Origin of the sequence: Flavobacterium sp. LM4, from assembly GCF_002017935.1 — a bacterium.
GTDB lineage: Bacteria > Bacteroidota > Bacteroidia > Flavobacteriales > Flavobacteriaceae > Flavobacterium > Flavobacterium chungangense.
The window spans coordinates 1,797,679-1,813,482 of the sequence record NZ_MUFW01000001.1 but is presented as its reverse complement, the minus strand read 5'-3'; the positions used below and the strand labels follow the sequence as shown (position 1 = coordinate 1,813,482).

The window sequence follows — 15,804 nt, the reverse complement described above, 5'->3', positions numbered from 1 at the left end:
AAGCTAAGAAATCCAATTTTTATTACTAAATATCAATTCGAAACTTAAACAAATAATTATTTTAATGTAATAGAAGTACTCGCAATGATTTCATTTTTATCAAAGAAATTAATAAAGTAAGTGCCTTTTGTAAATCCATTTCCGTCTGAATTTAAAACTCCATAAACATTTACTGGTTGTCCCTGGAAATCTATTGCAACTATAAAGCTATAAACCAAAGCTTTGCCATTACTAAATTCAATTAGCTTATCGGCGCCTAAAACAGCATTTTTCTGATCTAAAACCTGAACATAATAAGCTCTTTTTCCTGTCTTGGCTACAGGATTTCCCGAAATGGAGAAACTAGCCTTGAGTTTACTAGTGCTTTTTGCTTTGTCAGTTTCCAGTTCTTCTCCAGATTTTTTTTCGTGAAGCGCTATAACTTTAAAGTTATTTAATTCTAATTTTGAAGCTGACTTTAAAGTTGATTCCAGTTTTTTTCGCTGTAATGCCAATGTATCATTTTTGATTCTTTGCTGATACATAGCTGAATTTTGATTTTCAATCTCTGTCAACAGGTTTTTATTTTGGGCTTTGAGGTTTTTGATTTCAGAAACTTTTGACTGTAACGAAATATTCAAAGTAGAAAGTTGTTTTCGGTAAACTTGCAGTTGTGAAGAGGAAGGATTTTTTGAAGCCTTTATAATTTCCATTAAATTTTCAACATTTTTCTTTTCAAGTTCTAATTCTTGTGACAGAGCTGTTTTTTCTATTAAAGCCTCATCATAAGCTATTTTTAAAGTATTTAAGGAGTCTAATATGCTTTTTTGGGCAAATGATTTTTGATCCATTTCAGTCATATTTTTATTCTCAGCAGAATTAAATAAGCTAAAATTATTCGTTGATGTGTTACTAAAAATATAAAATGTGATTCCAAATCCAAAGACAAATAATACTGCAATAATCGCTTTTATTGCCCAACTCTTATTGTATTTATTCATAAAGCTATTTTAATTTTCTGCAAAAATAGCGATATTTTACTACTAAAAGTAAGTACAAGTACGCTTTTTATATAATTAATACAAACAACCCGTTGGATGAAATTAAAAATAAGTGTCAGGCTGAGCGGAGTCGAAGCCCTTTCGTGTTCAAAAGCCTTCGACTCCGCTCAGGATGACATCAATTACTTAAGTTATAAATGATGTTTTACTCCCGATTTTATACTTTTTATAATCAAATCAATTTTTTTAATCAATTTCACCCAACAGGTTATAAACAATTATAACCTGTTAAAAAAAACATCTTGTATATCATAATGAATCTCACTAACATCCAATCAAAATAATTTATATCTATTTTAACATTTGTTATAATAATGTGAAGCGTTATGGAAAAAGGTTTTTAAGTCGTATCTTTGCAAATAATTTCATTTCGACATTGAAATTCAGTATTTTAAAAAGGGGGATTTTTTTTAAAACCCTGATTGAAAAATGAAAAGATAACAAACATAAAAACAATGATAAAAGTTTCTGATACAGCCAAAAAGAAAATCATCGATTTGATGAATGACGATGGTTTTGATGCTTCGCATGACTATGTACGTGTAGGTGTGAAAAGCGGTGGATGCTCTGGTTTGTCATATGATTTAAAATTTGACAAAACCAAAGGAGATGACGATAAAGTATTCGTAGACAATGATATACAAATTGCTGTTGAAAAAAAATCATTTCTCTATCTCGCCGGGACAATTCTTGAATTTTCTGGTGGATTAAACGGAAAAGGTTTTGTTTTCAATAATCCAAATGCCAGTAGAACATGCGGATGCGGGGAATCATTCTCACTATAATTAATAAAGAATAACAAGACTAATAAAGAATAATTATTTGATTTTTTTGAAAATTATATCTTTAAATCTTTACATCAAAAATGAGTAAATACACAGAAGACGATTTAAAAATCGAACTCGAAACTAAAGAATACGAATACGGATTTTATACTAATATAGAGTCAGAGACTTTTCCTATTGGCTTAAATGAAGATATTGTAAGGGCTATTTCTCTTAAAAAAGAAGAGCCAGAATGGATGACCGAATGGCGCATTGAAGCTTTTCGTGCCTGGAAAGAAATGATCGAACCGGAATGGGCCAATGTCCGTTATGAAAAACCGGATTTTCAAGCCATTTCTTATTATTCAGCTCCAAAACAAGTAGATCCTAACAAAACTTTGGATGATGTTGATCCGGAACTTCTTGAAATGTACAAAAAGTTAGGAATTTCTGTAGATGAACAAAAAATGATGAACAATGTCGCAATGGACATTGTAGTCGATTCTGTTTCTGTGGCTACAACTTTCAAAAAAACTCTGGGAGAAAAAGGTATTATTTTTTGTCCGATTTCTGAAGCTATTAAAGAACATCCTGAATTAGTTAAAAAATATTTAGGAACTGTTGTCCCTCAAAAAGACAACTTCTATGCAGCGTTAAACTCAGCAGTTTTCTCTGACGGAAGTTTCTGTTATATTCCAAAAGGCGTTCGTTGCCCGATGGAACTTTCAACTTATTTCAGAATCAATCAGGCAGGAACCGGGCAATTCGAAAGGACTTTGGTTATTGCTGATGAAGGAAGCTATGTTTCGTATCTTGAAGGATGTACAGCTCCAAGTCGTGATGAAAACCAATTGCACGCCGCTGTAGTGGAATTAATCGCTTTGGATGATGCTGAAATTAAATATTCTACAGTTCAAAACTGGTTCCCTGGAAACAAAGAAGGAAAAGGTGGAGTTTACAACTTCGTAACCAAAAGAGGTTTATGCGAAACAAACGCTAAAATTTCATGGACTCAAGTTGAAACGGGTTCAGCCGTAACGTGGAAATATCCATCTTGTGTATTAAAAGGAGATAATTCAGTAGGAGAATTTTATTCTATCGCCGTTACCAATAATTACCAACAAGCAGATACCGGAACAAAAATGATCCATTTAGGAAAAAACACTAAATCGACTATTATTTCTAAAGGTATTTCGGCTGGTAAATCACAAAACAGTTACCGCGGTTTAGTGCAAATCTCGCCAAGAGCAGAAAATGCAAGAAACTTTTCGCAATGTGATTCTCTTTTAATGGGGAACAATTGTGGAGCACATACTTTCCCTTATATCGAAAGTAGAAATCCATCGGCAAAAATTGAGCACGAAGCAACGACAAGTAAAATTGGAGAAGATCAGGTTTTTTATTGCAACCAAAGAGGTATTCCGACTGAAAAAGCGATTGCCTTAATTGTAAACGGTTTCAGTAAAGATGTTTTGAACAAACTTCCTATGGAATTTGCGGTTGAAGCTCAAAAATTATTAGAGATTTCTTTAGAAGGATCTGTTGGATAATTTGAAGATGGAAAATAAAAAAGTCATCATATTAGGTTCGTCAAGAAAAAACGGAAACACAACAAAAATTGTGGATGAAATTTCTAAAGAAAACAACCTTGATGTAGTGAATTTAAGTGATTATACTATATCCTATTATGATTACGAAAGTAAAAATATAGGGGATGATTTTCTTCCTTTAATAAGAAGAATTCTCGAACAGTACGACACTTTAATTTTTGCAACGCCCATTTATTGGTATAATATGAGCGGTATTATGAAGGTCTTTTTCGACAGGATTTCAGATTTAATCCGAATTGAAAAAGAAACCGGAAGAAAGCTAAGAGGAAAGAAAATTGGAGTGATTACAAATTCACACGATAATGTAATTGAAGATAGTTTTTACATTCCGTTTCAAAAAACTGCCGATTATTTAGGCATGGAATATTTAGGACATGCGCATTTTAATGCCAACATCCTAAACCAAACAACAAAAATAGAATTGACATTTATATAAAATAAAAAAAACAATGTTATCAATAAAAAACCTTCACGCCGCAATTGGTGATAAAGAAATCCTGAAAGGAATCAACATAGAAGTAAAAGCTGGTGAAGTACACGCCATCATGGGACCAAACGGTTCTGGAAAAAGTACACTTTCTGCAGTTATTGCCGGAAACGAAAACTACGAAGTTACAGACGGAGAAGTTATTCTGGACGGAGAAGATCTTGCTGATTTAGCTCCTGAAGAAAGAGCACACAAAGGTGTTTTCCTTTCGTTTCAATATCCGGTAGAAATTCCTGGAGTTAGCGTAACTAACTTTATGAAAACGGCTATCAACGAAACTCGTAAAGCAAACGGACAGGCAGAAATGCCGGCAAACGAAATGCTGAAAGTAATTCGTGAGAAATCTGAATTGTTAGAAATTGACCGTAAATTTTTATCTCGTTCTTTAAATGAAGGTTTTTCCGGAGGAGAGAAAAAAAGAAACGAGATTTTTCAAATGGCAATGTTAGAGCCAAAATTAGCAATCCTTGACGAAACCGATTCTGGTCTTGATATCGACGCTTTAAGAATTGTAGCTAACGGGGTGAACAAATTAAAAAGCGACAAAAACGCTATTATTGTTATCACACACTACCAACGTTTGTTAGATTATATCGTTCCGGATTTCGTTCACGTTCTTTACAACGGAAGAATCGTAAAATCTGGCGGAAAAGAACTAGCATACGAATTAGAAGAAAAAGGATACGACTGGATTAAAGCAGAAAATTAATTCTGAGTCGTAAAGTTTTAAAGTCTAAAGTCATAAAGTCCAAAAACTAAATGAGTAAGTTCCGATCTTTTGAGGAAATAAATTCTTGGCAAAAATCTCGAATCTTCAATAAGAAAATATATTTGATTACTGAAAATTCTAATTTCAAAAAAGACTTTGATTTTGTTAGACAAATAAGACGCGCATCACTTTCTATATCATCAAATATTGCAGAAGGTTTCGAGAGAAATACAGACAAAGAGTTTATTTACTTTTTATATATAGCCAAAGCATCTGCAGGAGAAGTTAGATCTCAATTATATTTAGCTTTTGATTTAGAATACATTATAAAAGAAGAATTTGAAATGCTTTTAGAATCGATAACCGAAATTTCGAAACTAATAAGTGGTTTTATTAAATATTTAAGTCAAAAATTATAAAGTCAAAAGTTGAAAAATTTTACACATTCAGCTTTCTTTATGAGTTATCACAAAATAGTCGACAATCTAAAGTCTTTCGACTTTCGACTTTCGACTTTAAGACTAAAAAAGAACAATGGATTTAAAAGAAAAATTAGTATCGTCTTTTATGGCTTTTGAAGAGCGTGTTGATGTACATTCAGATTTACATGACATACGTACAAATGCCTTAAAAAACTTCGAAAATAAAGGTTTCCCAACCAAAAAAGAAGAAGCCTGGAAATATACATCGCTAAATGCCATCTTAAAAAATGACTTTACGGTTTTTCCAAAGCAGGAAAATGCAATCGAATTCAATCAGGTAAAAAAATACTTTTTACACGAAATTGACACTTATAAATTAGTTTTTATAGATGGTGTTTTCAGTTCGCATTTGTCTTCTACAACACATGACGGAATCGATGTTTGTTTAATGTCATCGGCATTGACCAAACCAAAATATAAAATGGTTATTGATACCTACTTTAATCAGATTGCAAGCAAAGATGACAGCCTGACTTCATTAAATACTGCTTTTGCAATTGAAGGTGCGTTTATCAACATTCCAAAGAAAAAAGTCGCCGACAAACCAATCGAGATTATGTATTTCTCAACAGGAAATGAAGCAGCTTTAATGGTTCAGCCAAGAAATTTGATTATTGTGGGTGAGAATTCACATGTTCAAATTATTGAACGTCATCAAAGTTTGAACGAAAATCCAGTTTTAACCAATTCGGTTACAGAAATTTTCGCTCAAAAACGTGCTATTGTTGATTATTATAAAATCCAGAATGATAATAGCGAAGCTAACTTAGTTGACAACACTTATGTTTCCCAACAACAAGAAAGTCATGTTTATGTACATACTTTTTCATTTGGCGGAAATATAACTAGAAACAACTTAAACTTTTATCACTTTGGCGAAAGATTGACAAGTACTCTAAACGGAATTTCAATTCTAAATGATAAACAACACGTTGATCATTATACTTTAGTAAATCATGCACAGCCAAATTGTGAGAGTTTCCAGGATTATAAAGGAATATTCTCTGATCGTTCAACAGGGGTTTTTAACGGCAAAATCCTTGTAGACAGAGAAGCTCAAAAAACGAATGCTTTTCAAAAAAGCAATAATATTCTATTGAGTGACAAAGCAACTATCAATGCAAAACCACAACTAGAAATTTTTGCTGATGACGTAAAATGTTCTCATGGTTGTACTATCGGACAATTAGACGAAACTGCAATGTTTTACATGCAATCTCGAGGAATTCCAAAAAAAGAAGCTAAAGCCTTATTGATGTACGCATTTTCAAATGCTGTTATCGAAAGCATAAAAATACCGGAATTAAAACAGCGTATTACTAAAATCATCGCTATGAAATTAGGTGTGAATTTAGGATTCGATTTGTAGAAACCTATTCCCATAAATGCAAAACCGACAAATTTTAAGTTTGTCGGTTTTTTTATGATATATTCTTTCGTTTAAAGTTTCCTAATTACAATTCAAATCGTTTTCCCTGTTGAGGAAAAATAAATTTCAATCCCAGATCATTTTGATTTTTTAATTGCTCTTTAATTAATTTAATGTTTTTACCTGGCGGTTTCAAATGTGTAACCACTATTTTAAATCCATTCAAGGAATTTTTTCCGGCTAATTTCTCTAATTCATGAAGTTCATTGATCAAATACTTTGGAGTCAGATGGCCAAATAAAAATTGATCCGGCTGCTCATTCGGGAAGGAAACTTCTATAAAAACACCTTTTAATTGCTGGCTTTGAATTAATGGAGCAATTGCAGTCCATAACTCCTTTAAATTATTACTTTTCTCTACTGCATCCGCACCAGTATCTCCAAGATATAAAACATAAGTATCATTATTTCTAATTAAAAAAGCAGTACTTTCAAATGGATTCACATGACTCAATGGAAAAGATTTTACAGTCATAGTCGTATTGGTAATTGGAGTTTCTTCGCCAATATTTAAAGTCTGAAAATGATAGCGTTTAATATGAAAACCAGGTCCCTCATCTCCAAAATTAGCCCAGGTCTGGTCATTAAAATAATGATTTTCTATCATTTCCATACATCGTTTTGTAGCATAAACCGTTTTTGAAGAATCAGCGGGTGAATTAATTATCAACCCTGAAACATGGTCTAAATGTGCATGCGAAATCAAATATCCCTTAATATATTTTCGTAATACTTCACTGGCTGAAATTTTGAATACTTTATTTTCAATCGCTTTTTCTATCCCCGCATTTATAGTCCCGGCATCCAGACAAATAAAATCTTTTGTATTGATGGGTGCCAATAAATAAGCTGAAAGATTTTTTTCATCAATACCTCCTTTTACTCCCAAAGGAACCACCTGAAAAGTCGATTTTTGCTGTTTTTGCGCAATCGAATTCATTGAAATTAAAATGAAACAAATCAAAAGTGTCTTTATAGTAGTCATATGATAATTTTATTACTGCAAATTTCATTAATTAACCTCAATAAATAGTGGTGTATTTATGAAAATCATATCAAATAACTCTAAATTTACTTTTGATTACATCGATATTATTCATTTCGAAATAATATCTTTACATAAATATATCACAATTTCAACTAAAAAAGTTACAATGACAACAATAGCATCGCAATTTGGAATAAATGAAGCTCTGGAAAAATTGGGCATCAAATTTATAAATGAAGGAACCTCAACGGGTTTAGAAAATTTTTCATCAGGAGAAATTTTAGATAGCTATTCGCCTGTTGACGGAAAATTAATTGCATCAGTAAAAACTTCAACAGCTGAAGATTATGAAAAGGTAATGCAATCAGCAACTGAAGCTTTCAAGACATTTCGTTTGATTCCGGCACCACAACGCGGAGAAATTGTACGCCAGTTTGGAGAAAAATTACGCCAAAACAAAGAAGCTCTTGGAAAATTAGTTTCGTATGAAATGGGTAAATCATTACAGGAAGGTTATGGTGAGGTACAAGAAATGATTGATATTTGTGATTTTGCTGTTGGTTTATCACGCCAATTACACGGATTAACGATGCATTCCGAAAGACCCGGCCACCGTATGTACGAACAATATCATTCATTAGGAATTGTAGGAATCATTTCAGCATTTAATTTTCCGGTAGCTGTTTGGTCCTGGAATACTGCCCTGGCATGGATTTCCGGAGATGTTTGTGTTTGGAAACCTTCTGAAAAAACACCTCTTTGCGGAATTGCCTGCCAAAATATTATCGCACAAGTCATTAAAGAAAATAACTTGCCTGAAGGAATTTCGTGTCTTGTAAATGGTGATTTTACCATTGGCGAATTAATGACCGCGGATACCCGAATCCCTTTAATTTCTGCAACCGGATCAACACGAATGGGAAAAATAGTAGCTCAGGCTGTTGCCGGACGTTTAGGTAAATCATTATTAGAATTAGGAGGAAACAATGCTATTATTGTTACTCCCGATGCAGATATTAAGATGACCGTAATCGGAGCTGTTTTTGGTGCTGTTGGAACTGCCGGACAGCGTTGTACCTCAACCAGAAGATTAATTATTCACGAAAGTATTTATGACAAAGTAAAAGAAGCGCTGATTGCTGCCTATAAACAATTACGCATCGGAAATCCGCTGGACGAAAACAATCATGTAGGACCGTTAATTGATATTCATGCTGTAGAAATGTATGCTAAAGCCCTGAACAGAGTTGTTACAGAAGGCGGAACAATTTTAGTTGAAGGCGGCGTGCTTTCCGGCAAGGGTTATGAAAGCGGCTGTTATGTAAAACCCGCAATTGCCGAAGCAGAAAACTCCTTTGAAATAGTACAACATGAAACCTTTGCTCCAGTTTTATACCTCATAAAATATTCGGGTGAAGTTGATAATGCTATCGAAAAACAAAATGGTGTGGCTCAGGGGCTATCCTCTGCAATTATGACAAACAATTTACGTGAAGCAGAAAGATTTTTATCTGTTACAGGCTCTGATTGCGGAATTGCAAACGTCAACATAGGAACTTCTGGTGCCGAAATTGGAGGTGCTTTTGGAGGAGAAAAAGAAACGGGAGGCGGAAGAGAATCCGGTTCTGATGCCTGGAAAATCTATATGAGACGCCAGACAAATACAATTAATTATACCACAAGCCTGCCATTGGCACAGGGTATTAAATTTGATTTATAGTATTTAATTAAATCATAAAAGGCTTCCGAAATTTGGAAGCCTTTTACTTTTAAAAAATAATGGTTAGTTAGTTGGTTATTATTTCTTAATTATAATTTTTGTAGTCAAACTGTTTTCGGTATAAACTTTTACCAAATAACTGCCATTGGCAAGATCACTCATGTCAATTGTGTTATTATTTCCTGCTTGTGAATTTACCAGTGCCCCCGTCAAATTATACACTTCTACTTTTTGAATCGCTTTATCTGAATCGATATTCAACTCGTTTGAAACCGGATTTGGATATAAAGCTAGTTTAGCAGAAGCCACTTCTTCTTCTACTGAACCATGAGATGACATACGCGCCGTAGTGTTATATGTCGTACTAATGTAATACAGATTTGCTACAGAACCCTTTGTTATCGTATTTGCTCCTGCAGGAAGAGAAACTGTAACTACTCCTGATGTTGCCGTATAAGAGATATTATTAACTTTTATTGTTCCTGTAAAGTTAGAATCGAATACCAATGTTAATGTTGAGGCAGCAGTCGTTGTATAAGTTATAGCTGTACTGGACTCCATTTTTAAACGAGCCGTTAATGTTAATCCAGCATAACTTACTGAACCTGCAGTAGAATTCATATTCCCTGTAATCGTGTAAAACGAACTTGTTTTTCCGGAAACGGTAAAATTATGTATTTGATTTCCTGAAAAGGTACCTGTAACAGTAATAGTACCTGATCCGTTTGCAGCTGTCCCTGTCCCGGTCGTAACAATTGAATAAGACAAAGTTGTTGTTGGTGTTCCTGTTATGGTAATTGTTTTTGCAGAACTATTTTTTACAAAAGTAATACCTGATGCAGGCAATCCCGTTACAGTGGCATCTGTTGCACTTCCTCCCCAGGTAAAAACTATCGAACTAATTGCTGTACCGCTTGTCACAGTTTGATTATTATTAGAGGTTGAAGTTAGCGTTTGGACACTTACCGGGGTAACCGTGATTGTACCTGATCCTGTCGCTGCTGTACCTGTTCCTGTAGTAGCAATTGAATATGATAAAGTTGCTGTTGGTGTTCCAGTAATAGTGACGGTTTTTGCAGAACTATTTTTTACAAAAGTAATACCGGATGCAGGTAATCCCGTTACAGTTGCATCCGTTGCACTTCCTCCCCAGGTAAAAACTATGGAACTAATCGCTGTACCGCTTGTCACAGTTTGATTATTATTAGAGGTCAAAGTTAGCGTTTGAGCACTTACCGGCGTAACCGTAATTGTTCCTGATCCTGTCGCTGCCGTACCTGTTCCTGTAGTAGCAATTGAATATGATAAAGTTGCTGTTGGTGTTCCTGTAATAGTGATTGTTTTTGCGGTAGTATTTTTCACAAAAGAAACTCCTGAGGACGGCAATCCTGTTACCGTAGCATCTGTTGCGGTTCCTCCCCATGTAAAAACAATAGAGCTGATTGCGGTTCCGCTTATCACAGTTTGGTTGTTATTAGTCGTTGACGTAAGCGTCTGATTACTGACAACACTTGTTTCACCCTGTACTGAAACTAATGTTCCTGCATAATTTGTAAGAGCCGATTTTAATGCTGTAATTACTGTAGAAGATACATCATCAACCGAATTATCAAAAGTCCATTTTAAATCTCCTCCGGAAACACGGCCTGAATACTGTGTTACTTTAGTTTGTGCTACCGCAGGCTGGTCTATTAACAGATTTTTAACATATAATGCGGCATTAGTATCAAAGTTATTGTAACTATTCCCTCCCAGTTTTGATTTTATACTGCTGCTAATAACTTCGCCTCTGGTTGCAGTTTCTATAGCATCAAACTCTACAGGATAATTAGTGGCATTATACGGAACGTAACGTGTCTGACCAGTCATAGTATTGTTGAATGCTTTAATTGTGCCACCGGCTTCGCCAGAAAAAGTCCCCGTAGTATCATAAAAGATATCTGTTCCTTGTTTAGAGGTAAGCATAGGATATTTACAATTTCGGAAAACATTTCCTTCCATGAATAAAGAAGAACCCAATGTTGATCCGGCTCCATATTTTGAATTTCCATCATAATAGTTGTTATAAATATGTGCAGAATAATAACGAACTCTTGGATGTCGAGAATCTGAGTGATCAAACCAGTTATGGTGATACGTAATATATAAGCCTGTTGTGGTTCCTTCACTCAAACCTAAAAGACTCGCTTTTCCACTATCCCAAAAATGATTATAAGATAATGTAATATAAGTTGACGACTTGTTATCTAAAGCTCCGTCGCCCTTTATTTGATCCGCATCGCTTCCAGCATCTCCATAAAATAAATCGCAGTTATGAACCCAGATGTGATCATTGTCCTGCTGCATTCCAACATTATCTCCTGCTGTACTATTACAGTTCATAAATCCAATATTACTAACTTCAATATTGGAGGCAGACTTAAGGCGTACTCCCCAGCCATTGGCAACTGCATCATTACCAACACCTTCTAAAGTCACATAACTTGATGCATTATTGGCATTTTCGATAACGACATCTCCGCCTTCCATGACCGACATATCTGTAATATTTCCTAATAAGCGAATGATAAACGGACGAGTATCTTTCCCTTTTTTAATGGCATACAAAATATTTTGCAGACCTACACACGGATTTGCACTTGCTCCGGTAATATCAATTGAAATTGTATTCTTTGTATTTTGTGAAATGTATAGAATCACCGCTCCATCTTTAGGAGTACCATCGACTTTATATCCTCCGGGAACGCGGCCACCATCAAAAGCAAAACCATTGCGATCCTGAGCTAATACCGTCAAAGAACCCGTTGTAGTCCCTGTTCCTTCAACTCCGGAAATAACCGGTTTTACTTTTACCGTATAAGTTCCTGCTTTTAGCCCTGGAATATCGGCACGATAATAAGCCCCATAGCTACGAATTAATTGATTATCAACTTTTTGGTCTGTAAAACCGTTTCCGGTATAATAAACATTATAGGTTTGTGCATTACTTACGGGTTGCCATTTTACAAAAGCCGATTCAAGCCAGCCAACCGCTTCATTAATTTGCTGTGACCGTGTTTGTAGAGAAACAAACAAAATGGCCAATAAAAATATTTTTTTTCTCATGTGGTTTTGGTTAATTGATAGTTATAAAGTGTTTTTTGTTTTTATCGACATACCATTTCAAAAAATGTAATCGATTACTCAAAAATATATAAAATATAATTATTGATAATATTTTTGTAATAAAAAAACATATTAAATAAAAATAATTGCAGTTAAATAAATTAAATGTAATTTGTTGCATAAAATGTAATAAATTACACACATCAAAAGATCCTTGTTTTACAATACCTCACAAACTGTGCAAATACATTTTTTAACAAATAATAACTCAAACAATGTTTTTTGTTTTATAAATTTAAATCTGTTAAATATTAAAATTTACATAAGAAAAATATTATTATTTGTAATTTCAGAAGCTGAAAATCTATTTAAAAACTATGCTAAAACCTATTCTAAAAAAACACATTAAGCTATAAACAAAAAAAGGCTTCCAGACGAAAGCCTTTGCTGAAATTTAATTTTCAATTATTTTTTGATGATTTTTTTAACAACAACTCCTTCATCCGTAACCAATTTTACAAAATAATTACCTGTAGCCAAACTACTTACATCTACAGAATCAACTTCATTTACAATGCTTTTTACCACAGTTCCTGATAAGCTATAAATAACAACGCTGCCCACTCTTTGATTCTCTGAAGAAATATACAATTGATCCGAAACAGGATTTGGATACAAGAATAACTCAGAAGCTTCAACACTATCCCCTAAACCTAATGCTGGATAAGATGTTTTGATGTAATATAAATTTGGATTCGAAGTAGACCCTTTGACAATTGTGTGTGCACCTGCAGGAATTGATGGTATAGTCGCAATTCCATTTACTATATTGTAATTGTTTGAGTCAAGTTTAATATTTCCATTATAGGTTGGATCAAATACCAAGGTTAAAGTAGACACAGCAGTCGTTGTATAAGTGATGCTTGTTGCGGATTCAATTTTCAAACGTGCTGTTAAATTCTCACCATCATAAGACGTAGATCCGGCAGTACTATTCATGTTAGCTGTTGATCCAAAAGTATAAAATGAGCTAGTTTTTCCCGTTTTTGTAAAATTATGTATTTGATTCCCAGAAACAACCGTATTAACCGTAATCGTTCCAGATACTGCAACAGGAGTTCCTAAAACACCTGAAGTAATTGCCGTAAAAGTAGCAGAACCAGTAGCGGTTGGCGTGCCAGATATTGTAATGGTTTTAGCAGCAACATCTTTTGTCGCCGTAAGACCTGCAGACAATCCGCTAACATCAGCATCTGTAGCATCTCCACTCCAGGTTAACACTATAGGAGCTATAGCAGAACCAACTGTTATTGTTTGGTTATTGTTACTTGTAGAAGTAAGCACTTGGCTGCTTGGAGGCAACATTGTGATTGTTCCTGAATCTGAAGCAGAAGTTCCGGTACTTCCGATAGTAGTAACCCTATATTCCATAGTTTCAGTAGGGATTCCTGAAAGAGTTAATGTTTTCGCAGTAGTATTTTTTGTTGCTGTGATTCCATTAGGCAATCCCGTTGCAGCTGCATCCGTAGCGTCACCACCCCACGTAAATACAATATTAGTTATTGCAGTGCCACTTGACACTGTTTGATTGTTGTTGTTCGTAGTAGCAACTAAGGTTTGATTTCCTGAAACTGCAACTTCACCCTGAACTGCCACCATTGCCGAAGTATAATTAGTAAGAGCAGTTTTTAACGCTGTAATTACAAGTGAGGACTTATCATCAACCGAATTATCAAATGTCCATTTTAAATCACCGCCAGATACACGTCCGGCATATTGCATCACTTTTGTTTTTGCATCAGCAGGCGATTCAATTACCAGGTTTTTTACATATAATGATGCATTTGTATCAAAATTATTATAAGTATTAGCGCCCGATTTTGATGCAACTGTAGCAGGAACAACTTCCCCTCTTGTTGTTGCTAAATAAGCATCAAAATCAGTTGTAGAACTAATTTTACCAGCAATATTATATAAAGGATTTGGATCTCCATAAGCCACAAAACGCATGCTATTAGTACCTAAATCAATATCAAATGTATTATTAAATGCTTTTATACTACCTCCTGCTTCTCCTGAAAATGTTCCCATTGTACCTGCGTTATTTACCTGATTCGCAGAATCCCAAACATCAGTACCCTGAAGCGATGTCATCATGGGATTCTTACTATTACGATAATAATTCCCTTCAATAAACAAAGAAGATCCTAACGTTGAACCCGAACCATACTTAGAATTTCCATCAAAATAGTTATTATAGATGTGTGCAGAATAATAACGAACACGAGGATGTCGGGAATCAGAATGATCAAACCAATTGTGATGATAAGTAATATAAAGTCCGGTTGTAGTTCCTTCACTTAAACCTAAAAGACTTGCTTTCCCACTATCCCAAAAATGATTGTATGATAATGTGATATAAGTTGAATTTTTATTATCTAATGCACCATCCCCTTTAATCTGATCAGCATCACTACCGGCATTTCCATAAAACAAATCATTATTATGAACCCAAATATGATCATTGTCCTGTTGCATTCCAATATTATCTCCCGCTGTGCTATTACAGTTCATAAAGCCAAGATTACGAACTTCAATGTTAGAAGCTGATTTAAGACGAACTCCCATTCCATTTACTACAGCATCATTTCCTACACCTTCCAATGTAATGAAACTACTGGCATTGTTGTTATTTTCTATTGTAATATCACCACCTTCCATTACAGTCATATCTGTAATGTTTCCAATTAAACGAATAATAAAAGGACGTGTATCTTTTCCTTTTTTAATCCCGTATAAAATATTTTGTAAGCCAACACAAGGATTTGCACTTGCTCCTGTAATATTCATCGAAATTGTATTTTTTGTATTTTGAGTAATATAAAGAATCTGAGCTCCAGTTTTAGGCGTTCCATCTGAATTATATCCTCCCGGAATACGACCACCATCAAAAGCAAAACCATTGCGATCATGAGCTAAAACAGTTAAAGAAGAGGTTGTTGTTCCTATTCCTTCAACATTAGCAGTAACAGGCTTTACCGTTAAGGTATATGTACCAGCAGCAATACCAGGGATATCTGCACGAAAATAACTACCATAACTTCGAATAAGAGGCCCATCAATCTTTTTGTTTGTTTCTCCGCCACCTGTATAATAAACATTATAACTGTCTGCTCCTGCAACAGCAGACCATTCAACAAAAGCAGACTCCAGCCATCCTGATGATTTTGTAATAGTTTGCGCCTCAACTTTTACCGAGATAAAAAGTAAAGCCATGTAAAGTAAAATTCTTTTCATAATTGTGGTTTAGTTAAATAGATAGTTTAAGTGATCAAAAACACTATTAAATGTAATCGATTACACGAAAATAAGTAAAATTTTATAATTCAAAAAAAATTTACACTAAAAATACATATAGTTAAAAAAATACACTTAATAAATATCAACACAACATCTATAACGTTATAGTT

At 34.3% G+C, this 15,804-nt stretch carries 11 protein-coding genes; 7 read left to right on the top strand and 4 right to left on the bottom strand.

The window, feature by feature from the left end:
- Nucleotides 1–56: 56 nt before the first annotated feature.
- Complete coding sequence (locus tag BXU10_RS08175; RefSeq protein ID WP_078226917.1) at nt 57–980, bottom strand: hypothetical protein; 924 nt, start codon at nt 978–980, stop codon at nt 57–59.
- A gap of 515 nt (nt 981–1,495) precedes the next feature.
- Between BXU10_RS08175 and BXU10_RS08170 the strand changes: the two genes are divergently transcribed.
- The 6 genes from BXU10_RS08170 to sufD all read left to right on the top strand — a co-directional run bounded on the left by BXU10_RS08170 (nt 1,496) and on the right by sufD (nt 6,461).
- Nucleotides 1,496–1,825: an iron-sulfur cluster assembly accessory protein gene (locus tag BXU10_RS08170; protein WP_031454045.1), complete on the top strand. Its 330-nt coding sequence runs from the start codon at nt 1,496–1,498 to the stop codon at nt 1,823–1,825.
- An 80-nt stretch (nt 1,826–1,905) separates the two neighbouring features.
- Complete coding sequence (gene sufB, locus BXU10_RS08165) at nt 1,906–3,354, top strand: Fe-S cluster assembly protein SufB (protein ID WP_078226916.1); 1,449 nt, start codon at nt 1,906–1,908, stop codon at nt 3,352–3,354.
- A 7-nt stretch (nt 3,355–3,361) separates the two neighbouring features.
- Nucleotides 3,362–3,850: a flavodoxin family protein gene (locus tag BXU10_RS08160; protein ID WP_078226915.1), complete on the top strand. Its 489-nt coding sequence runs from the start codon at nt 3,362–3,364 to the stop codon at nt 3,848–3,850.
- Between the two features lie 13 nt (nt 3,851–3,863).
- A complete protein-coding gene (sufC, locus tag BXU10_RS08155) occupies nt 3,864–4,610 on the top strand; it encodes a Fe-S cluster assembly ATPase SufC (protein WP_078226914.1) in 747 nt (248 codons plus the stop codon).
- Between the two features lie 50 nt (nt 4,611–4,660).
- On the top strand, nt 4,661–5,029 hold the full coding sequence (locus BXU10_RS08150) for a four helix bundle protein (RefSeq protein ID WP_078226913.1): 369 nt from the start codon (nt 4,661–4,663) through the stop codon (nt 5,027–5,029).
- Nucleotides 5,030–5,144: 115 nt separating this feature from the next.
- On the top strand, nt 5,145–6,461 hold the full coding sequence (gene sufD / locus BXU10_RS08145) for a Fe-S cluster assembly protein SufD (RefSeq protein ID WP_078226912.1): 1,317 nt from the start codon (nt 5,145–5,147) through the stop codon (nt 6,459–6,461).
- A gap of 85 nt (nt 6,462–6,546) precedes the next feature.
- On the opposite strand, the gene BXU10_RS08140 is transcribed toward sufD, so the two are convergent.
- The gene (locus BXU10_RS08140; RefSeq protein ID WP_078226911.1) at nt 6,547–7,506 is read right to left on the bottom strand and encodes an MBL fold metallo-hydrolase; all 960 of its coding nucleotides are present in this window, start codon (nt 7,504–7,506) and stop codon (nt 6,547–6,549) included.
- Nucleotides 7,507–7,675: 169 nt separating this feature from the next.
- Here BXU10_RS08140 and BXU10_RS08135 point away from each other — a divergent pair, with 169 nt between their 5' ends.
- Nucleotides 7,676–9,229, top strand: coding sequence for an aldehyde dehydrogenase family protein (locus BXU10_RS08135; RefSeq protein ID WP_078227944.1), 1,554 nt, complete (start codon nt 7,676–7,678; stop codon nt 9,227–9,229).
- A 78-nt stretch (nt 9,230–9,307) separates the two neighbouring features.
- Here the strand turns inward: BXU10_RS08135 and BXU10_RS08130 are convergent, their stop codons facing one another.
- Together BXU10_RS08130 and BXU10_RS08120 are read right to left on the bottom strand one after the other, a co-directional pair.
- Nucleotides 9,308–12,334 (bottom strand): T9SS type A sorting domain-containing protein, encoded by a 3,027-nt coding sequence (locus BXU10_RS08130; RefSeq protein ID WP_078226910.1) that lies wholly within the window; start codon nt 12,332–12,334, stop codon nt 9,308–9,310.
- Nucleotides 12,335–12,799: 465 nt separating this feature from the next.
- Nucleotides 12,800–15,631, bottom strand: coding sequence for a T9SS type A sorting domain-containing protein (locus BXU10_RS08120; protein WP_078226908.1), 2,832 nt, complete (start codon nt 15,629–15,631; stop codon nt 12,800–12,802).
- Between the last annotated feature and the right edge of the window lie 173 nt (nt 15,632–15,804).

What these genes read in the sequence shown, in the direction of transcription:
- BXU10_RS08175 (WP_078226917.1), bottom strand. Translation starts at nt 980, where the DNA reads ATGAATAAATACAATAAGAGTTGGGCAATAAAAGCGATTATTGCAGTA.
- BXU10_RS08120 (WP_078226908.1), bottom strand. Translation starts at nt 15,631, where the DNA reads ATGAAAAGAATTTTACTTTACATGGCTTTACTTTTTATCTCGGTAAAA.
- BXU10_RS08170 (WP_031454045.1), top strand. Translation starts at nt 1,496, where the DNA reads ATGATAAAAGTTTCTGATACAGCCAAAAAGAAAATCATCGATTTGATG.
- BXU10_RS08130 (WP_078226910.1), bottom strand. Translation starts at nt 12,334, where the DNA reads ATGAGAAAAAAAATATTTTTATTGGCCATTTTGTTTGTTTCTCTACAA.
- sufD (WP_078226912.1), top strand. Translation starts at nt 5,145, where the DNA reads ATGGATTTAAAAGAAAAATTAGTATCGTCTTTTATGGCTTTTGAAGAG.
- BXU10_RS08150 (WP_078226913.1), top strand. Translation starts at nt 4,661, where the DNA reads ATGAGTAAGTTCCGATCTTTTGAGGAAATAAATTCTTGGCAAAAATCT.
- sufC (WP_078226914.1), top strand. Translation starts at nt 3,864, where the DNA reads ATGTTATCAATAAAAAACCTTCACGCCGCAATTGGTGATAAAGAAATC.
- BXU10_RS08140 (WP_078226911.1), bottom strand. Translation starts at nt 7,506, where the DNA reads ATGACTACTATAAAGACACTTTTGATTTGTTTCATTTTAATTTCAATG.
- BXU10_RS08135 (WP_078227944.1), top strand. Translation starts at nt 7,676, where the DNA reads ATGACAACAATAGCATCGCAATTTGGAATAAATGAAGCTCTGGAAAAA.
- BXU10_RS08160 (WP_078226915.1), top strand. Translation starts at nt 3,362, where the DNA reads ATGGAAAATAAAAAAGTCATCATATTAGGTTCGTCAAGAAAAAACGGA.
- sufB (WP_078226916.1), top strand. Translation starts at nt 1,906, where the DNA reads ATGAGTAAATACACAGAAGACGATTTAAAAATCGAACTCGAAACTAAA.